At 43.5% G+C, this 19,764-nt stretch carries 17 protein-coding genes and 1 riboswitch; of the genes, 14 read left to right on the plus strand and 3 right to left on the minus strand.

Features of this window, described 5'->3' with window-relative positions; translation table 11 throughout:
• Positions 1-42: 42 nt before the first annotated feature.
• On the minus strand, positions 43-1,734 hold the full coding sequence (locus tag J7I93_RS23670) for a glutamine--tRNA ligase/YqeY domain fusion protein (RefSeq protein WP_214729164.1): 1,692 nt from the start codon (positions 1,732-1,734) through the stop codon (positions 43-45).
• 373 nt (positions 1,735-2,107) lie between these two features.
• Here J7I93_RS23670 and J7I93_RS23675 point away from each other — a divergent pair, with 373 nt between their 5' ends.
• The 9 genes from J7I93_RS23675 (at position 2,108) to J7I93_RS23715 (ending at position 13,523) form a co-directional block, all read left to right on the plus strand.
• Positions 2,108-2,872, plus strand: coding sequence for an alpha/beta hydrolase (locus J7I93_RS23675; RefSeq protein WP_214729166.1), 765 nt, complete (start codon positions 2,108-2,110; stop codon positions 2,870-2,872).
• A gap of 133 nt (positions 2,873-3,005) precedes the next feature.
• Positions 3,006-3,239: a hypothetical protein gene (locus tag J7I93_RS23680; RefSeq protein ID WP_214729168.1), complete on the plus strand. Its 234-nt coding sequence runs from the start codon at positions 3,006-3,008 to the stop codon at positions 3,237-3,239.
• A 467-nt stretch (positions 3,240-3,706) separates the two neighbouring features.
• Positions 3,707-4,858 carry an MFS transporter gene (locus J7I93_RS23685; RefSeq protein WP_214729211.1) on the plus strand — a complete coding sequence of 384 codons (1,152 nt, stop codon included), beginning with the start codon at positions 3,707-3,709 and terminating at the stop codon, positions 4,856-4,858.
• Between the two features lie 289 nt (positions 4,859-5,147).
• Complete coding sequence (locus J7I93_RS23690; RefSeq protein WP_214729170.1) at positions 5,148-7,895, plus strand: dynamin family protein; 2,748 nt, start codon at positions 5,148-5,150, stop codon at positions 7,893-7,895.
• 260 nt (positions 7,896-8,155) lie between these two features.
• Complete coding sequence (locus J7I93_RS23695) at positions 8,156-9,520, plus strand: aspartate kinase (protein WP_214729172.1); 1,365 nt, start codon at positions 8,156-8,158, stop codon at positions 9,518-9,520.
• A gap of 468 nt (positions 9,521-9,988) precedes the next feature.
• Entirely contained in the window at positions 9,989-10,627 is a 639-nt protein-coding gene (locus J7I93_RS23700) for a glycosyltransferase (protein WP_214729174.1), read from the plus strand.
• Between the two features lie 136 nt (positions 10,628-10,763).
• Entirely contained in the window at positions 10,764-11,954 is a 1,191-nt protein-coding gene (locus J7I93_RS23705; RefSeq protein ID WP_214729176.1) for an MFS transporter, read from the plus strand.
• A 236-nt stretch (positions 11,955-12,190) separates the two neighbouring features.
• A riboswitch (glycine riboswitch) is annotated at positions 12,191-12,292 on the plus strand.
• 150 nt (positions 12,293-12,442) lie between these two features.
• A complete protein-coding gene (gene purU, locus J7I93_RS23710; protein WP_214729213.1) occupies positions 12,443-13,309 on the plus strand; it encodes a formyltetrahydrofolate deformylase in 867 nt (288 codons plus the stop codon).
• A gap of 88 nt (positions 13,310-13,397) precedes the next feature.
• Positions 13,398-13,523: an FbpB family small basic protein gene (locus J7I93_RS23715; RefSeq protein WP_110067014.1), complete on the plus strand. Its 126-nt coding sequence runs from the start codon at positions 13,398-13,400 to the stop codon at positions 13,521-13,523.
• Between the two features lie 340 nt (positions 13,524-13,863).
• On the opposite strand, the gene J7I93_RS23720 is transcribed toward J7I93_RS23715, so the two are convergent.
• Entirely contained in the window at positions 13,864-14,184 is a 321-nt protein-coding gene (locus tag J7I93_RS23720) for a hypothetical protein (RefSeq protein WP_214729179.1), read from the minus strand.
• Between the two features lie 313 nt (positions 14,185-14,497).
• On the opposite strand from J7I93_RS23720, the gene J7I93_RS23725 reads away from it, so the two are divergent.
• From J7I93_RS23725 to J7I93_RS23745, 5 genes are all read left to right on the plus strand, one after another.
• Positions 14,498-16,252, plus strand: a complete 1,755-nt coding sequence (locus J7I93_RS23725) for an alkaline phosphatase D family protein (protein ID WP_214729181.1) — start codon at positions 14,498-14,500, stop codon at positions 16,250-16,252.
• A 16-nt stretch (positions 16,253-16,268) separates the two neighbouring features.
• Complete coding sequence (locus tag J7I93_RS23730) at positions 16,269-16,475, plus strand: twin-arginine translocase TatA/TatE family subunit (protein ID WP_214729183.1); 207 nt, start codon at positions 16,269-16,271, stop codon at positions 16,473-16,475.
• Between the two features lie 204 nt (positions 16,476-16,679).
• Positions 16,680-17,675: a hypothetical protein gene (locus J7I93_RS23735; protein ID WP_214729185.1), complete on the plus strand. Its 996-nt coding sequence runs from the start codon at positions 16,680-16,682 to the stop codon at positions 17,673-17,675.
• A 323-nt stretch (positions 17,676-17,998) separates the two neighbouring features.
• Positions 17,999-18,124, plus strand: a complete 126-nt coding sequence (locus J7I93_RS23740) for an FbpB family small basic protein (RefSeq protein ID WP_214729187.1) — start codon at positions 17,999-18,001, stop codon at positions 18,122-18,124.
• A 14-nt stretch (positions 18,125-18,138) separates the two neighbouring features.
• Entirely contained in the window at positions 18,139-18,921 is a 783-nt protein-coding gene (locus J7I93_RS23745) for a TerC family protein (RefSeq protein WP_214729189.1), read from the plus strand.
• A gap of 127 nt (positions 18,922-19,048) precedes the next feature.
• Here the strand turns inward: J7I93_RS23745 and J7I93_RS23750 are convergent, their stop codons facing one another.
• The gene (locus tag J7I93_RS23750) at positions 19,049-19,603 is read right to left on the minus strand and encodes a GNAT family N-acetyltransferase (RefSeq protein WP_214729191.1); all 555 of its coding nucleotides are present in this window, start codon (positions 19,601-19,603) and stop codon (positions 19,049-19,051) included.
• Positions 19,604-19,764: the final 161 nt, after the last annotated feature.

Genomic DNA, 19,764 nt, shown 5'->3' on the forward strand with positions numbered 1-19,764 from the left:
CAAATGACTAGGGCAGTCTAATATCTCCTCAAGCTTTTCTTATTATTTCAATTTAAAAGAGCTTTTCAGCGACACAATCCGGTTGAATACAGGCTTATCCGGTGTTGTGTGTTTTGGATCGACGTTGAAGTAGCCGTGGCGGAAAAATTGGAATTTATCCTGCGGCTTGACGTCTTTCATGTTTGGCTCAATGAAGCCTTGGACGATTTCAAGTGAATTCGGATTCACGTAGTCGAGGAATGTCTTTCCTTCGGCTTCGTTTTCAGCTGCGGCATCTGTATCTGCTTCTGCGTTTTTATCCGCATCTTCATCAAGAATTAATGGCTCATATAAACGGAAGTCAGCAGGAATAGCGCTCTTGGCATCCACCCAGTGAAGCGTTCCTTTAACTTTTCGGCCGGTAAAGCCTGTTCCGCTCTTTGTTTCCGGATCATACGTACAATGAAGCTCAACAACATTTCCTTCTTCATCCTTGATCACATCATTGCATTTAATGAAGTAAGCATGCTTTAAGCGGACTTCGTTGCCAGGGAAGAGGCGGAAGTATTTCTTCGGCGGATCTTCCATGAAGTCATCCTGCTCAACATAGATTTCTCTGGAAAACGGGATTTGGCGTGATCCCATTTCCGGATTCTCCGGATTAATTTCGGCATCAAGCATTTCCGTCTGGTCCTCAGGATAGTTTGTAATAATAACCTTTAAAGGGCGAAGGACGCCCATTGTACGAGGTGCCTTTAGCTTAAGGTCTTCACGGACAAAATGCTCAAGCATCGCTTCGTCTACAACGCCGGATCCTTTTGAAACGCCTGTTTCTTTTACAAACTCGCGGATGGCTTCAGGTGTGTAGCCTTTGCGTCTTAAACCGGAAATCGTCGGCATCCGCGGGTCATCCCACCCATCAACGTATTTCTCGTCCACTAGCTGCTTCAGCTTTCTTTTACTCATAACCGTATTCGTAATGTTCAGGCGGCCGAATTCGATTTGCTGCGGAGTGTTTTCCATTTCGCACTCTGCGACAACCCAGTTGTATAGAGGGCGCTGATCTTCAAACTCAGTCGTACATAAAGAGTGGGTTACACCTTCGATTGCATCCTCAAGCGGGTGCGCAAAAGCATACATTGGGTATATGCACCACGTATCTCCTGTGTTATGGTGAGTCGCATGTGACACACGGTAAATAACCGGGTCCCGCATATTCAGGTTCGGTGATGACATATCAATCTTGGCTCTGAGAACCTTCGCTCCGTTTTCGAATTCGCCTCCCCGCATGCGATCAAATAAATCAAGATTTTCCTCAACTGAACGACTGCGGAATGGGCTTTCTTTTCCAGGCTCTGTCAGCGTTCCGCGGTATTGGCGGATTTCCTCCTGGCTCAAGTCATCCACATAGGCTTTTCCTTTTTTGATTAATAGAACAGCGCGGTTGTACATTTCTTCGAAGTAGTTGGAAGCATAGCGAAGCTCCTCCCATTCATAGCCAAGCCATTTAACATCCTCTTTAATTGCGTCAACGTATTCCTGATCTTCCTTTAACGGGTTCGTATCATCAAAGCGCAGATTCGTTTTGCCGTTAAAATCATCTGCCAGGCCGAAGTTGATGACAATCGATTTGGCATGTCCGATATGAAGATAACCGTTCGGCTCAGGCGGGAAGCGGGTAGTGATTTCTTTATGTTTTCCCGACTCCAGGTCCTCTTTAATAATCGTTCGAATAAAATTTGAATTTTGTTCCAAACCGGTATCAGCCTTTCTGTTTATGTAGTTAGTACTTATTTTAATTATATCTTGAAGGAAAATAAAGCGAAACTTCCCTTAGCGGCGGTTTTCCGCAGAGTGGTTTTGGTTTGCACGCAGACGCTGCAGATCGATAATCTGAACCCTCTTTTATAGACAGTTATTCCCTTAAAAAGCGGTTTTGAGCCAAAACTATCCAATGCATTATTCATTCTATCTATTATAAACAAGACGTTGCCGGAAAAAAAGTTTTTATGACATCACGTCGCGAAGTTTTACGAAAATGTTAAATTCTTTCAAAAAAGCAGGTGATGCTTGCCGTAAAAAGAATAGTTATTAATAGGAAATAACTTTATTGGATGGAGGTAGGAGCATGGCGGAAAAGTATCCGGTTTTAGAAGGGGCAGAGCCTTTTTATTTTGAAGGAAATGAAATTGGGATTTTAGTATCCCATGGCTTTACCGGTTCAACCCAGAGCATGCGCCCGCTTGGTGAGGCCTATGCAAAGGAAGGGTATACGGTTTGCGGACCAAGGCTGAAGGGGCATGGCACCCATTATGAGGAAATGGAAACGACGACTTTCCAGGACTGGATTGATTCGGTTGAAGAGGGATATGAGTGGCTGAAGAAGCGATGCAGCATGATTTTTGTGACCGGATTGTCGATGGGAGGAACGCTGACATTGTATATGGCAGAAAAATATCCTGAGATTAAGGGGATCATCCCGATTAATGCTGCAATCGAGATTCCGGATATGGCTGAAGCAGCGAATTTTAAGGATGTTAGATTCCTTGATGCTATAGGCTCTGATATTAAAAATCCCGATGTAAACGAACTGGCCTATGAAAAAACGCCTGTAAAATCGCTTGGGGAAATCACAGTCCTAATGAGTAAGGTGAAAGCTGATTTAAGCAAAATTACTTGCCCGGCGCTTATTTTTGTATCAAAAGAGGACCATGTCGTGCCGCCGTCCAATTCACAGGATATTTATAGCAGCATCAAATCTGGCGCCAAGGAGCTGGTAACGATGGAGAACAGCTACCACGTGGCGACCCTTGATAACGATCAGGAGCTTATTATACAAAGAACACTGCAATTCTTGCAGAGAGCACTGGAAACAAGCAGTTTTCAGGGATGATGGCAAAGGGGGCGAACTTAGCTCCCTTTTTCTTTTGGTGGAAGCGGAGTTAATTGGTGAGGGCGAAGGCGAGACGAATTTTGATGGGCCTGCTTACATTTTTGACAGCTCCAAAAAAAGCAGGTATCAGTTCTTGTTACGGTATCTTGGTCATTCCTTGTCTAGTTTTTTGGATAGAAATAGACATCCGGTTCCAGCTGCAAGAAAGATGGAGGCAAAAAGAAAGCCGGTCGCCCAGCCAAGGGAAGCAAATGAAGTAAAAATGAACAAAAATAGTAAAAACCAGCCGCAGATCAGCAGAATGCTGGAGAGAAAGTCTTTCATGGCGAGGGCACTTCCTTTGTCTATGGATTTTGTTAAGGGATGAATAACAAACCCTGATTTTATTAGCGAAAACGTACAGTTAAGTGCGGCCTTCTTGTTTTAGGGCAGCAAGTATGAATTTATTTGCGACATTCTGGTTCTTTGGGGAGAATATGAGCTAAAAAGCCTTTTTTTGTCTGAAACCTCGAATGAATATACAGATTTTGTTGCCTTATGCGGAGTATATGATGCTTAGCAACCTAATAAATTGCATTTGACTTATTTTATCAACGAAAATATGAATATATCAAAGAATTTCCCGATATATCAACGAAAAATGAAATATATCAACGAATCAGCCAGCGGCGGTAAATCCCGTTCCTTTTTCATGCCAGTTGTGTTAGCATTTAGTGATGCGAAATATCAATCTGCTAAAATCTTCTCATCCAAGATTTTTTTACGAATAAAGGAAAGAAGGGATTTCATTTGAATAAGGCAGTAAAGGAGACTTTGTGGACGAAGTCTTTTGTTATGCTGATGGTCGGGAATTTGTTTGTGTTTATGTCGTTTCAGATGCTGATTCCGACTTTGCCTCCATATATTAAGTCGATCGGGGCTTCGGGCCTTGAGATTGGGCTGGTGACGGCACTGTTTTCGATTGGCGCGGTTTTGAGCCGGCCGTTTATCGGATTCATGCTGGAGTATAGAGCGAGGAAGCCGCTCGTCCTGATCGGTGCAGTCGCGCTGCTGGCGATTACAATCGTTTATCCGCTGTCGAGTGTTGTTGTGATTTTCCTGATGTTCCGGTTCATTCACGGGCTGGCATGGGGCTGGTCGACAACGGTTAATGGAACGGCTGCCGTTGATGTGGTGCCGAATTCCCGCCTTGGCGAGGGAATGGGCTATTATGGCCTGTCTGTTACAATCGGGATGATTATTGCGCCAAGCCTTGGGATTTATTTGTACCAGATTACCTCGTTTACGAATCTTATTTACATCTCGAGTGTTCTTGGCGTAATCGCAATTGTGCTCCTGGCAATTGTTCAATACCATACACCGGAAGCTGTTCAGAAGACGCGCAAAGAGGATCTCAAGTTTTCTTACTTAGGATCTTTAGTGGAAAAATCAAGCTGGTTCCCTGCTTTCATAACAATCATTGTGACGTTCGGATATGGATCGATTGTCACATTTATTGTGATTTTTGGAGAAGAACGGGGCATAGATCAGATTTTTCTATTTTACTTATTCAACGCGATAATGGCTTCGCTGTCGCGCCCAGTTGCCGGTAAGTGGTTTGATCAGCGGGGAGCTAAAGGGCTCGTGCTGCTTTGTACGTTCCTGACTTTCATCGGCATGTGGGTGCTTTCGTTTGCCCATTCGAATTTGTTCATCATCATTAGCGGAATCCTGTTTGGGGTCGGGTTTGGTTCCCTTATCCCAACTCTTCAGTCATGGACACTTTCCATGACGCCGCCTAACCGCCGCGGGGTGGCGAATGGGATGTTCTTTTCATCGATCGACCTTGGGATCGGCTTGAGCGGGCTTGTATTTGGTGTTCTGGCACAATTTGTGGAAACAGCAGCGCTTTTCCAAATTTCAAGTGTGTTCTTGATTATAGGAATGATCGTTACCATTCTCCATGGCAAAAGGCGGGCAGACATCCGGCCACAGCAAGTATCATAATTAGAATGAAAACGGGCAGGCAGGAATATATATTTCTGTCAGCCAGTTTTTATTTTTTATAGAGTGGTATTTAAATAGGAAGATATCTTTTGACTATTAAAGATGTTACACAGAAATACAAGAATGTATCAAAAATGATAGGAAAATGAAATTTTATGCAGAAAGATTTTTGTTACAATATAAGGATAAATAGTGAAAATTGGCGCATTCTGCGTTTTTTTAATAAAAAATCTTTTAAAAGCTGGCTGCCGGTAGGCACACTTTTAAAATAGCACTGCGGGGGATCAAGATGACATTAGAGAAGCAGCTAATCAATAAATCCTATTATCAGACCTTCATGGAAGGCAATGAAAATGTGCATCCAATCAGGGTTTTGGGTGAGATGTATGTGGCTGAGCAGCAGAACGAAGTGCCCGATTTAACATATATCCGCTTTGCACAGGGAGAGGTTTATTTCCTTAACAAAGACTATGAAGCGGCTATTTTTAAATGGGAAAACATCCCGAATGAATTGGGGCCATGGGCACAGAAGAATATGGCGGATGCCTACTTTGAGCTGGATCTGCTTTCAAATGCAGAGGACTTTTATAAAGCAATTGAAACGGATTCCGATGTGTTAAAAACGGAAGTGCTTCTGCAGCTGTTTTCACTGTACATACAGCGCGGCAAGCTCGAAATGGCGGTTGATTCCATTAAAAATGCGGTTCATTTAAATCCGGATTATCCGGATGTGACCGATATGGCGCGAGGCTTCTTTGAAGAGCACAGCGATTGGGGCAATGCGGTTGAGCTGGCTGTTAATGAAGCAATCCGCACAGAATCATTGTCCTGGTTTGAGGTTCTGTATTCCTATGTGGAGCAGGGGCGTACGGCTAAAATAGAGCCAAACTATTTCAGCGAAGCATTGGCTGCTTTGTTTAAAGCAGACCAGGCACGATTTGAAAGCCTATCAGCAGCACTGTGGAATAGCTATAAGCAGAATGATTTATATTTTTCATGGCTTAAGGAGTTTAATCATTTACTGCTGAACATGGAACCGGGACGTTCCCATACATGGCAGCAGCTTTCAGAACTCTATAAGGATACTTATTTTGAATTAATAAACGGCAAGCATTTAATCAGAGAATTATGTCATTTGATACCGAACCATTTATCTAACTGGGTAAAAATTGCAGCGCCGTCACACACGCTGATTTCTGCAGCAGCTGTGCTCGCGTGGAGCGAGATTTTCCCTTCCAATATTGACGCTTCTGCTGTCAGTGAGGCGGAAAGCCTTGTAAGCAAGTCTGTCCGTTATCAGGATGGAATGGAGGAAGGATTTAAGCTATTTGAAACGGTTATGAAGTGGGCGAAGGCGAAAGGCGTCTTAATGGGCGAAAGGTTCGAATGGATGGTCCGTGAGCTTTTGGACTTGGATGCCAACCACCTGCTGATTGCAGGTGCAGCTTCAAATGGAAAGTCTTCATTTGTAAACACCCTGCTTGGAGAAGAGCTAATGGGCGATGCGACCGCAGCATCAGTGCTTTTCAAGGATGCCGATGAAGCGGAAATCCATGCGATAACAGATGAAGATGTGAGGAGCATTTCCGATTTGGAGGATTTTAGGCAAAGTGCGGAAAAAAGCCAGCATACGCTCATTCGCTGCAAAATGCCGATCTCCTTTTTACAGGAAAATAGGCTAGCCCTCATTGACACTCCGGGACTGGCTGGGCAGAGCAAATTCCGAAATGGTGCGTTTCAATATCTGCATTTGGCAGACAGCATGCTGTTTGTCCTGAATGCGGATTCGCCGCTGACGGATAAAGAGCTTGATATGGTCGTGAGAATGAGGGAACAGGCTCCGGAACTTCCAATCCATTTCCTTCTCAGCAAAATGGATCGGGTTCCAAACGGACAGGATGCAAGAGAACTGGTCGAGGACACTGCTTCAAGGATCAATACGTATTTCCCGAATGCCAAGGTGTTCGCATTCTCTACCCATTATGAGAGCAAAAGCCAGCTAGATGAGTTATCTGCCTTTATCCGGTCGATGATGGACGGAAGAAATCTGAGAGAGAAACGTACAGCCAAAGTACTTTATTATATCAAGAAATCCATTAAGTTCCTGCTTGAGAAGCGCGTGGAAATGGAAAATAGCTTGATTGATACGATCAAATGGAATGAAGAAATGGTTACCAAGCTTACTGGAGCCATCAATCAGCTTAGTGATATGGAAGAAGAGAAAGAACGGACCATTAAAAAGTCTTACAGCAAAATTAAAGATGATATGAGACTGGATTTAGAGAAAAAGATTCCTGAGCTGCTGCGCAATAGCTCTGAATTGGTTACCGAAGACAGCGATTTTGGTAAAATTCATGATGTGCTTAATGACGAAATGAATAAACGAATCCAGGATTATATTGATGAGACGGTGCTGCCGGACTTCCATGTTTCCATACAGGATTGGATTGCGGAAAGCGAAGGCGAGTTCAAGGATAGCCAGGCATATCTGAATGAAATGAGCGAAAGCTTTAATGAGCTGTACAGCGAGGAAAAAGTTGAGCTGGATTGCGACTTTAAGGTGCTTGATGACTGGCGCCGGGACGCAGACCGCATGACAAGGGGAAGCGTCCAGCTGGAGAAGGTCAATATTCTGAATCGCTTCTCGCCATCGCAATTCCTGCTGAAAAGCGCAGGCAAGCTGCTTGGGGCAATTCCGCAAAATAAAGGAATGCTCCATAATAAATACAAGCAGTATATCGAGAATGAGGATTACAGCGAGATCGCTGAATCGATTACAGATAAGTTTATGCAGCAATTCGAATTATTCGAGAAGTCGATTGGACGGGATATTAAGATGTTCTTCCGGAACCCATTCGATGTGCTGAATAAAACGGTTGAAGAAACACATGTAGAGATTGAAGGAAATAAAGAATCATTAAGCGAGATGCGCAAGAATCCTGAGATTTATCGCGATCCGCTCACCCTGTTTGAACTGAAGCTCCGCCAGTTTGAGTGGATGACAACGGCAGGGGAAAGGGTTAAGGAATATCGTTAATACTGGAGAGGAAGATGCGATGAGAGCATCTTCCTTTTCTTTATGAAAAAAGATTAAAAATGAAAGCGTTTTCCTATGTTATTGTAAAAAAGTAAAAATCAGGTGTTTAAAGCTATTGATTGTGTATTTTTAATATATTGATATAAAAATGTGTATTTTTATAAAAAACAGATGTCCTCCGTAGGTAGAAAAACCTCTTGATTATTTTCAGGATAGGAGTAAAATAAAGATTAAATTTTCAGAGATTAGGAGATGTCAGAATGAAAGTCGTGAAGTTTGGAGGATCCTCTTTAGCATCCGGAAAGCAAATCGAGAAGGTTTTTAACATAGTGAATGCTGATCCAGAGCGGAAGGTGGTCGTGGTATCGGCTCCAGGAAAGCGATTTTCAGAGGATCATAAGGTTACAGATCTATTAATTGCTTGCGCGGAAAAACTGCTGCAGGGAAAAGAAGCAGGCGAATTGGCGGAAGCCGTGCTGGAACGGTACAGCCAAATGGCTGACGAATTGGGTCTGGCTTCTGACATTATAGAAATAATCAAGAAGGATCTTTTTGAAAGGCTCGAATATGATAAAAGCAATCCTGAAGTATTCATGGACCTTGTGAAAGCGAGCGGCGAGGATAATAATGCCAAGCTGGTGGCAGCTTATTTTCAGCAGCAGGGAGTGGAAGCCAGATATGTAAACCCGAAAGAGGCAGGCCTGCTCGTCAGTCCAGAGCCGGGTAATGCACAGGTTCTTCCAGAAGCATATGGAAATCTTTACAGGTTACGGGAACAGGACGGTGTTTTAGTTTTCCCAGGATTCTTTGGCTACAGCCGGGATGGGGAGGTATTCACATTTTCGAGAAGCGGATCGGATGTGACCGGATCCATCCTGGCGAATGCCACAAAGGCCGATCTGTATGAAAACTTCACAGATGTGGATGCAGTTTACTCCGTTAATCCATATATTGTCGAGCAGCCAAAGGAGATCAAAGAGCTCACCTACCGGGAAATGCGGGAGCTTTCCTATGCCGGCTTTACAGTACTGCATGACGAAGCGCTTGTACCAGCTTTCAGGGCGGGAATTCCTGTTCAGATTAAGAACACGAATAACCCAGCAGCGCCAGGAACACGAATTGTGAACGAGCGGGACAACACTAACGGACCAGTCATTGGAATTGCCAGTGACCAGGGATTCTGCAGCATTTATGTCGGCAAATACTTGATGAACCGCGAAGTCGGATTCGGACGCAAACTTTTAACGATTTTTGAAGAATTTGGTCTCAGCTATGAACATACACCATCAGGAATTGATGACATCTCGATCATCCTGCGGGAAAATCAGTTCAAGGATGGCATGGAGGAAGACATTCTGTGGCGCATAAAAAATGAGCTTCATGCTGATGAGGTGAAGGTTCAGCACAGCCTTTCGCTTATTATGGTAGTAGGTGAAGGGATGCGCCAAAACATTGGAACCATGGCGAGAGCCTCTAAAGCGCTCGCTAAAGCAAAGGTGAACATGGAAATGATCAACCAGGGTTCCTCTGAAGTGAGCATGATGTTCGGCGTGAAGGCCGTGGATGAGAAACGTGCGGTCCAGGCGCTATATGAAGAGTTTTTTGCTGCAGTGGCGGCAGTTTGAAGCTTTAGCAGCATAGATGCAGAGCAAGCAGCCAAAACGCGGAGTGGATAATTTGAGCCGAATTTATTCACCAGCGATAATTCGGAGCGTTAAAAAATGAAAATCTGTAGGTAAATAGAGGTCTTATGCAAAAAGGAGTGCCCGGCCGGAAGACGGGTGCTCTTTTTTTAATGGAATGGGGCAACTTGAAATCCAGGTAAATTAGAATGGTTTCAAGCTGCAAATAAAATTAAAAATCTGTAAATAAGAAGTTCACTATCCCCTTTGTCATAGGGTATTTTTAGCTGAATCAGTGTCCAAATAAGCCATTGTTGCAGAAAAGTATAGAAATTCCAGAGGGTTATGCTAAATAAATCAAACGTTTGATTGAAAAAATTGAGAATCATTTTTTCAAAAATAAAAGAATGAAAATGACTCAAATATCCAAAATAAAAAGGAAACTTTTTCAATTTTGGAAGGGGTAAAGTGATGAAGAAATTATGGGTTATAGGATTAATGCTGCTGCTGCCGTTAAACATGGTGGCATCGCCAATCAGTGCTGCAGCCCAGAAGCCATGTATCAGCCAATCCGAGGTAAAGTTTGAAAATGAGTTCAGAAGACTTTGGGTTGACCATGTAATGTGGACAAGCAATTATATTACAAGTGCAACAACTGCAGGTGCGGAGGATCAGAAGCAGGTACTGGCGCGGCTGCTGAAAAATCAGGAGGATATTGGGAATTCCATTAAGCCTTATTATGGAGAAGCTGCAGGGAATAAGCTGACAGAGCTGCTTAAAGAGCATATCATCATTGCCGGTGATATTGTGGAAGCAGCCAAGAGCGGGCAGGGAGCAAAGGTGAACCAGCTGAACAAAGATTGGCATAGGAATGCTGATGATATCGCAGCTTTCCTAAGCCGTGCCAACCTTAATTTGAAAAATGAAGACGTGAAAAAACTGCTGTATATGCATTTGGAATTGGTAACAAATGATTTATCAGCAAGCTTGGTAAAGGATTGGGATGCAAGAATTGTATCGATTGATGAAGGGGTTTCACATATTATTATCATGGCAGATGCGATTAGTGACGCGATCGTGAAGCAGTTTCCAGACAAATTTAAAAGCTGATGAAAAGGAACTCCAGTGACATGCTGGAGTTTCTCTTATTTTTCCTTTGACAAAGCTGGCTGTCCCATTATAAGCTAGTGAGCGTGCCAAAAATAGAATTGTAAAATTTTCACATATAGAGGGAGGGGTATCCGCTGTGACAGGAGAACAAAGAAAAAAGATGTACATGTTAATGATTAATATGTTTATTGCCATCGGAAGCTTTGGAATTATTATTCCGATTTTGCCTGCTTATTTGGAATCCATTAATCAGGGAGGAACGGCAGCAGGCCTGATGATTGCTATTTTTGCGGGTGCCCAGCTGATTTTTTCTCCAATTGCGGGGAAATGGGCTGACCAGTACGGTCGCAGAAAAATGATTATATACGGATTAGCAGGTTTGACATTATCCATGCTGGTCTTTTATGCAGTAGATTCGATTTGGCTGCTTTACTTTTCACGTGTAATCGGAGGAATTGGGGCGGCTTTGCTGATTCCTGCTATTTTTGCATACATTGCTGATATTACAACCATGGAGCAGCGGGCAAAAGGGAATGGCCTTGTCTCAGCTGCGATGTCACTTGGTATTGTCGTTGGGCCTGGAATTGGCGGATTTTTGGCAGATTTCGGTTTAAAAATGCCATTTCTGATTTCAGCGCTTGTATCCTTAGCGGCTGTTATCTTTTCCATTGTGCTCCTTGAAGAAAGCAGCACATTGCAGCAGCCTTCTGCGGACGAAATGCCTGAAGAGGAACCAATGGTCAAGAAGCTGGCAATGTCCGTTAGGAAGCCTTACTTTATTCCGCTTGTCATTACATTGGTGATGAGCTTCGGTCTGATGGCATATGAATCGGTTCTGGGACTTTATCTTGATAACCAGTTTGGTGCTACTCCGCAGGAGATTGCCATTATGGTTACCTCAACAGGGATTATAAGTGTAATTGTCCAGCTTTTTGTCGTGGATCGGGTTGTCAGCAAGTATGGAGAGGGAAAGGTGCTGAATATCTTTTTGGCAGTCGCGGCGTTTGGCTTCCTTGTGTCGCTGTTTGCAGGCAGTTATGCCATTTTCTTTGTCATTTCGCTTATTATTTTCCTGGCGACATCCATCCTGCGTCCGGTTTTAACAACGCTTATTTCAAAAATGGCCGGTAATGAACAGGGATTTGCGATGGGCATGAATAATGCTTATATGAGCATTGGAAACGTGCTTGGCCCAACGATTGCCGGCGTGCTTTATGATGTCCGGATCTCGTATCCGTTTGTTTTAGGGTTAGCTTTATTGTTAGTTACTTTATTTATCACAGTTGCCTGGCAGAAGAAGGCGCCTAAGCCGAAAGCAGCTGTATAGGTGAAAAAGCTTGCAGACATTTGTCTTCAGGCTTTTTTCTGTTAAACGGAAAGGTAAAAGAGATTGCATGAAGTTATTTTATTAGCCACTATAAGAAAGATCCCGGACCGAATCCAGGGATTTTGAAAAGAAAAATAGACTAATTGAATTTGTGGCAATTTTGTGAAAGAAACGCAGAACGGTTGACACTTTTAAAATACCGTAGTATTCTGAAAATAACAAAAATTATTGAGCGAATGACGGCTGCGGGAGAGAGCAACGATGAGGCCACCGAAGGAGCAAGCTTCAAAAAGACCCTTGAAGCAAATCTCTCAGGTAGACAGAACCGCAGCGGGACGCATCTCTGGAGAGCGCGCATGTATGATGCGACACCAAAGGGGTTAAACTCTCAGGTAAAAGGACAGAGAAGGGGGAGGAAGAAGCTGCCCCTGTCTGTCCTTTTTGTGTTTGGCAGCTTGTTTCCAGAAATGCGGATGGAGGAACTCAATATGAATATGAATATTAATGCAAACCGGGCGACTTTGCTGATATCCTGTCCGGAAAGGCCAGGCATTATTTCAACGGTATCCAATTTCCTATTGGAGCATAAAGCGAATATTGTCCATTTTGATCAGCATACAACCGATCCGCTGGCAGGCATCTTTTTCATGCGGATTGAATTTGATATGAATGATTTTGATGAATCATTCCCAAAATTGAAAGAGGATTTGCCAGAGATGGCTAAGGAATACTCGATGGAGTGGAAACTGAGCGGCAAGGGTGAACGCAAGCGGATGGCGATCTTTGTTTCAAAGATGGACCATTGCCTGCTGGAGCTGATTTGGCGCTGGAAGTCAAACGAGCTTGAGGTGGAGATTCCTCTGGTGATCAGCAATCACCCTGATCTGAAGGAAGTTGTGGAGGGCTACGGAATTCCTTATTATCACATTCCGATTACGCCTGATACAAAAGCCGAAGCTGAGCAAAAGGCGGTAGAGCTGCTGGATGGGAAAGCCGATTTCATTGTTCTGGCGAGATATATGCAAATTCTTTCGCCAAGCTTTATATCCAAGTATCCGAACAAGATTATCAACATCCATCATAGTTTCCTGCCTGCCTTCGTGGGAGCCAATCCTTATGCAAGGGCGTTTAACCGCGGAGTCAAGCTGATTGGGGCAACAGCCCATTATGTAACAAATGATTTGGATGAGGGACCAATCATCGAGCAGGATGTGCAGCGGGTCAACCATCGCCACACCGCACAGGACCTCAAAATCGCCGGCCGCCACGTCGAAAGGCGGGTTCTCGCCCAGGCCGTGGAATGGCACGTTGAAGATCGAGTCATTGTACATGGGAATAAGACAATTGTATTTTAGGTACCAGGTACCACCCGAATTTTGTCGAAAAATATGCAAAAGAGCATCCCGAGAGTTGTATAGACATCATGAGAGAAGGTGAGCAAACATGAAAAAGAAAAAGTTATCAATGCTTGAAATGATAAAAGAAAATAAAGAAGAGCTTTTGAAGGACCGCCGTCAGCTTGAGAAGATTGAGAAGAAGATTGACGATAAATATGCAAAAGCCCAATAAGGAAGAGCGCCCAGCCTGGTTGAGACCAGACTGGGCGCTTTTTTTATAGCGAGGCTGCGATTAAAGCGGAAGGGATCCAATTGTATGCGGGAAAAGAAAAGAGGAGATGAAGGATATATCATCAACTCCCCTCACTTTCGGCCTGAGGCAGCAAAAAAGCGCCCGGAGAAATTCCTGGGCGCCTATTATGTTATTTTTGTTTAAAGTATTCCACAAAGGCATGGTAGATTTCCGTTCCCTGATAAAAGAACAGGCTGGAAGCTGTTAATGAAAACAAGCCAATCATTATGAATCGAATCCACATCATTTCGTTTTCCTCCTTTAATTGTTTTTTGGACAATTAAGGAGTGTGGGTCATGTAGTTCGCCTCGTAGAAAATGGGGGTGTAAAAGATTTTTTTTCTGCGGGCGATTATGTGAAGCGCGCTATATAGGAAAAGGATGATCGCCAGACTGCCGAGTGCCAGTGAGGCTGAATCCTGTGTGAACACATATTTCTTAGGATTATCCTTTAAAAGAAAGCTCTCCGCAAGTTCGGAAACGGTTATGGCTTTGCTTTCGTCCATAGGAATCCCGTTAATATGGACGCCGGGGTATTGGGTGATGAGGAAGGATAAGAAAATGGACAGCAGCACAAACGGCATGAATCTGGATTTTTTCAACTCCTCACCCCTTTTTAATAGATTGTATTTATCATAACCATGGTTTCCAGATTAGTAAACTAAAAAATTCTGACAATATTCGTTAATATTCTATGAAAAAATTGTTAAGAAAGAAGGGGCGAATGGCCCGGAGGCTTACAGGTATTTGGAAGTGGAGTGCTGGATCTTTGGAAAAACACAGAACCCATTTCTTACAAAAGGCCTGTTAAAATAGGCATACATACAACGGCTTCTCTTTACATATCTTCATATTTCTTTAAAACAAGCCTTTTATAATCAAATGTGAATCCAGATTATAAAAGAGGTGAAGGAATTGAGAAATGAGAGATCGATTGATGAGTTAATCAGGAAATTCAATGAGGAAAGCCTAAAGAAGGATATTGACCGCCGCAGCTTTCTTTCGGGAGCAGGCAAGATTGCTGGCTTTTCGCTTGCCCTGGCGATGGCACAGTCGCTTGGAGCCGGAAATCTGAATGTAGATGCTGCTCCTAAATTCAGTAAGTATCCTTTCACGCTGGGCGTTGCTTCAGGAGATCCTCTTTCAGATAGTGTGGTTTTGTGGACAAGGCTTGCGCCGGATCCGCTTAATGGAGGAGGAATGCCTAATCACGCTGTTCCCGTCAGCTGGGAGCTTGCTGAGGATGAGCATTTCCGCAAAATGGTTAAGCGCGGAACCGAAATTGCGGTACCGGAATTAGCCCATTCCGTCCATGTGGAAGCAGATGGCTTAAAGCCAAACACGATTTATTTTTATCGTTTTAAAACAGGCAATGAGTTAAGCCCAATCGGCAAAACAAAAACGCTTCCTTCTGCCGGTGCGGACGTGGCAAGCTTGTCGTTTGCTTTTGCTTCCTGCCAGCAATATGAGCACGGCTACTTTACTGCCTATCAGCATATGGCGAGAGAAAATCTGGATTTAGTTTTCCATCTGGGCGATTACATATATGAATATGGGCCAAAAGAATACATTTCTCCAACGGGAAATGTCCGTGATCATAGCGGTCCGGAAATTATGACGCTGGAAGATTACCGGAACCGCTATGGACAGTACAAGTCTGATATTCACCTGAAAGAAGCCCATGCAGCCTTTCCTTGGATTGTTACATGGGATGATCATGAAGTTGAAAACAACTATGCTGCCGGCATCCCGGAAAAAGGGCAATCCGCTGAAGAATTTATCAAGCGCCGGGCAGCGGCATATCAGGCCTACTATGAACATATGCCGCTCCGTTTATCTTCCATGCCGCATGGAGAGGGTATGCAGCTATACAGGGAATTCACCTATGGCAAACTTGCCTCATTCCTAGTGCTTGATTCTCGCCAGTATCGTGATGACCAGGCAAATGGGGACGGCAGCAAACCGCATACGCCAGAGTCGCTGGATCCGAGCCGCACTCTTCTTGGACAAGAGCAGGAACAATGGGTTGAAAATAATCTCGCCAGCTCGGGTACCCATTGGAACGTATTGGCTCAGCAGGTGTTTTTTGCACAGCGGAATTTTGGGACAAGCACATCGCCGAGATTCAGCATGGATGCCTGGGACGGTTACCCGGCCGCCCGCCAGCGCCTGACAGATTTTGCTGCAGCAAAAAGAATGGGAAACCTGATTGTACTGACTGGTGACGTTCATGCGAGCTGGGCATCCAATCTCCTTACTAATTATAATGAACCGGATTCCAAACTGATCGGGGCCGAGTTTGTTGGAACATCGATTACTTCAGGCGGAAACGGTTCTGATGTCAGAGCGGATACGGAACGTACGCTTGCAGAAAATCCCCATATTAAATTTTTTAATAACTTCCGTGGCTATGTCCGCTGTGAGGTAACGTCAGATCAGTGGCGTACGGATTATCGGGTGCTTCCTTATGTAACAGAACCGGGTGCGGATATCTCAACAAGAGCTTCCTTTGTTTTAGAAAAAGGTCAGGAAGGCCTGAAGCAAGTATCAACTTCATCAGTGCCGCAGGGTGTGAAAATGACTGCCGAGGTGGAAGAAGATCGTCATCGCGCCCACGCCCGTGCCCATGAGAAGCAGCTCGAGAAAAAACGCAAAAAGGTTTTAAACTAAAAAACGGGGTGAGCAGATGATATCGAATATCGGAATACCAGGATTAGTTCTTGTTTTAGTCATTGCATTGATTATTTTTGGACCATCCAAGCTTCCTGAAATTGGCCGGGCATTTGGCCGGACGTTAACAGAGTTCAAAAGCGCAGCGAAGGACTTAGTGGGAGACGAAGAAAAGATCGAAGAGAAAAAGCCGGTTTTGGCGGCTGTGAAAAAAGAAAACTAGTAAGACTGAAACAGGCGAGAGGTGTTCGCCTGTTTTTTATTCGGTGTAAGAAGTTTAACGTGAGGGATATTGTATCACACATTATGTGAAATTTTTCACATAATGTTCATTTTTAAAAGCTCCCCAACATCCAAAAGTATTATATATTAATACTGTACTTATATTGTTAATGTAAATTTAATGCCATCAGGAGGCAATGACATCATGAAAAAATTATTCCAGCTTCTTTTAATAATTGGACTTGTAATGACGCCTTTTTTTACGAGTGCTCATGTGAAATGGTTCACAAACGTGGTTCCGCAAAAGGAAACCATTGAAAATATATTATCACCTTTATTTATGGGATTAGCATTAACCGCTGCGGTTGTGCTGGCACTATTAACATTAGTGATTCCGAAAACAACGGAATGGGCAAAGATCAAAAAGCTTGATGACTGGCTCTCTGGTTTCCGGAAGTACAGCAGACATATTCTGAAGTACGGAACCGCGGCGGCTTTAATGATTCAGGTCGCGAACGGTACGTTGTTTGCGCCAGAGTTCCATTTAAGTAATATGACGGCTATGATTCTGACCTGGGCTGCCATCGGATTTTTGTTAATCCCTCATCATATCTCCACGAAGATAGCGGCAGTTCTTTTATTAGGATTATTTGTGTACGCAACACTTCATAATGGCATTTTCCATATGCTCGATTATGGTTATTATGTAGCAATTATCGGGGTATTATTGGTAGGCGGCACAAAGCTTGAGAAGGTTGGCTTTCCGTTTCTGTATTTAGGCACAGGTTTATCCCTTTGCTGGGTGGCTGTTGAAAAATGGGTGTATCCAGGCATGTCACTTGATATTGTTGCCAATCATGGTGTTCCGACATTTGGATTTGCACCGGCCGCGTTTGTAGTAATGGCTGCATTCATTGAATTTGTAGTGGGTTATTTATTGGTTGTCGGAATCTTAAACCGTGTTGTCGGCTTTGTTGTAACGGTTATTTTTATTACGACGACTATGCTGTTTGGAATGACAGAGGTCATCGGACATTTTATGATCCATATTGTGCTGATTATTTTCATCATTGAAGGGGTATCATTTTACAACCCGCCGATTAAGATGCACAAAACAAAGACGGACCAATTTGTATTTGTATTCCTTAACTTTATCTTTGTGCTTGCAGCGTTCATTTTAATTTATTACCGATTTGCGTAACAATTGACAGCTTAAGCAGAATATAATATGATTAGATTAATAGTTGAATAGTTTCTCCTAAAGGGGAGTAGCTTTTACAGCAGAGTCGTCATTTCGGAGTTAAGAGCTCCCGGCTTTGTTGGCAACCTTACCGTTGTTAGCAAGACCTTTGCCTGTTTCGGGTAAAGGTCTTTTTGTTTTTAAAAAACCTTTACCGCTTGCTGGTAGAGGTTTTTTTATTGCCTGATAAAGCCTGGCAATCAAAATTCCTTAGATAACATAACTGCAAGGAAACTGCGCGAAGCTATCCATACTCAAAGATCAAAAGAAAGGAGACCTGAAAGATGAAGAAGCAAAAGATGTCGTTTTCAGAGCTGATTAAAAAGAACAAAGAAGAGCTCCTTAGAGATCGGGAAGAGCTTGCGAAGATTGAAAAACGTTTGGATGAAAAACACGTAAAAGCGAACTAAGGGAGGGTATTTAAATGGAATTATCACTTTTATTGGAGTACGGCTCGGTACTTTTGCTGCTGATTGCCTTGGAAGGGCTGCTGGCTGCTGATAACGCACTTGTTTTAGCCATTATGGTGAAGCATCTTCCGGAAGAGCAGAGGAAGAAAGCATTATTTTACGGATTGGCTGGAGCGTTTATTTTCCGTTTTGGTTCCCTCTTTGCCATATCGTTCCTTGTAGACGTGTGGCAGGTACAGGCGATCGGTGCGCTTTACCTTCTGTTTATTGCCATTAACCATATCTTTAGAAAAGCACTCGTCAAGAAGGGCGAGCACGAAGCTGGAATGAATAAGGATAAAAAGAAATCCGGATTTTGGATGACTGTTTTTAAGGTAGAACTTGCGGATATTGCGTTTGCGGTTGATTCCATTCTTGCAGCTGTTGCGTTGGCTGTGGCTCTCCCGGATACAGGTCTAGGGCACATAGGCGGACTTGATGGCGGAAAGTTCTTGGTGATCTTTGCCGGCGGAATGATCGGATTAATCATTATGCGTTTTGCGGCTAACTTCTTTGTGGATCTGCTTCAAAAGAGATCAGGCCTCGAGATCGCAGCTTTCGGGATTGTCGGCTGGGTTGGCGTTAAATTGGCTGTCTACACGATGTCCCATCCGGCACTGGCCATCCTTCCTGAAGGCTTCGCCAAATCGCCTGAATGGAAAATCACTTTCTACGCAGTCTTAATTGGGATTGCATTGGCTGGCTGGTTTTTATCGAAGGAAAAGCAGGAAGCACCTATGGAGGAAAAAGCAAGCTAATAAAAACAAGGCGGAGACCTCTCTGCCTTGTTTGTTTATTGGGAAAGAAAAAATGTCCAAGGAATCCGGTGTTAATAAATAGATTTTAAGGAGCTCTGCCATTCAGCTGGCAGAGCTCTTTTTTCAATCAAACGTTTGATTGAATCTTGCCGGGCCCAGTCTGCTCATGCCATTCGGAACGGAGGATGCCCATTTCAATCAGGTTCCAATATTCATTCTTCACCTTATTTGTTTGCCTGAGAAGTCCTTCTTTTTGGAAGCCTGCTTTCTCGTAGACTTTTATTGCCCCTCTATTAAAATCAAACACACCAAGGCTGACTCTATTTAATTTTAACTCATTGAAAGCGATGGCGAGGATCTGCCGGATCATTTCGGATGCATAGCCCTTTCCGCGAGCGGCAGGGCTGATGAAGACTTTTCCAATCCGGGCACTTTCATTTACGCGGTCAATTCTGCCCAGTGAAATATGGCCAATGATTTCATCTGAATCGGCTTCTATTACTTTATAAATGTACTCCGTGCTGTTTTCTTGATTGGCAAAGCTGCTATACTTGATCAGCTGCTCTTGGTCGAGTGGAAACTTAAAATGGGCACCGCTCCATTGAACCATGAGTTCAGGGGTTGTGATCCAGCTTATAAGCAATTTAAATTCTTCTTCTGTAAAAAATTTTAATTTTATCATGGAGGCCTCATTCCTTTATATATCTATTTCTCTTGTTATAAATATATAATAAATAATATAACTCTATCACTTTAAAAGAGTATAAAAAGCATTTTAATCAAACGTTTGATTGAATGGCTGCAGCACCTTGGCAGACTCGGGTAATTGCGAATGTGAAAAGG

The sequence above is a fragment of the Bacillus sp. ISL-47 genome, from assembly GCF_018613175.1.
GTDB lineage: Bacteria > Bacillota > Bacilli > Bacillales > Cytobacillaceae > Cytobacillus.

Bases quoted from the DNA above. Each gene is read 5' to 3' on its own strand.
- J7I93_RS23740 (WP_214729187.1), top strand. From the start codon at position 17,999: ATGAAGAAGCAAAAGATGTCGTTTTCAGAGCTGATTAAAAAGAACAAA.
- J7I93_RS23675 (WP_214729166.1), top strand. From the start codon at position 2,108: ATGGCGGAAAAGTATCCGGTTTTAGAAGGGGCAGAGCCTTTTTATTTT.
- J7I93_RS23700 (WP_214729174.1), top strand. From the start codon at position 9,989: ATGAAGAAATTATGGGTTATAGGATTAATGCTGCTGCTGCCGTTAAAC.
- purU (WP_214729213.1), top strand. From the start codon at position 12,443: ATGAATATGAATATTAATGCAAACCGGGCGACTTTGCTGATATCCTGT.
- J7I93_RS23715 (WP_110067014.1), top strand. From the start codon at position 13,398: ATGAAAAAGAAAAAGTTATCAATGCTTGAAATGATAAAAGAAAATAAA.
- J7I93_RS23685 (WP_214729211.1), top strand. From the start codon at position 3,707: ATGCTGATGGTCGGGAATTTGTTTGTGTTTATGTCGTTTCAGATGCTG.
- J7I93_RS23735 (WP_214729185.1), top strand. From the start codon at position 16,680: ATGAAAAAATTATTCCAGCTTCTTTTAATAATTGGACTTGTAATGACG.
- J7I93_RS23745 (WP_214729189.1), top strand. From the start codon at position 18,139: ATGGAATTATCACTTTTATTGGAGTACGGCTCGGTACTTTTGCTGCTG.
- J7I93_RS23690 (WP_214729170.1), top strand. From the start codon at position 5,148: ATGACATTAGAGAAGCAGCTAATCAATAAATCCTATTATCAGACCTTC.
- J7I93_RS23730 (WP_214729183.1), top strand. From the start codon at position 16,269: ATGATATCGAATATCGGAATACCAGGATTAGTTCTTGTTTTAGTCATT.
- J7I93_RS23695 (WP_214729172.1), top strand. From the start codon at position 8,156: ATGAAAGTCGTGAAGTTTGGAGGATCCTCTTTAGCATCCGGAAAGCAA.
- J7I93_RS23750 (WP_214729191.1), bottom strand. From the start codon at position 19,603: ATGATAAAATTAAAATTTTTTACAGAAGAAGAATTTAAATTGCTTATA.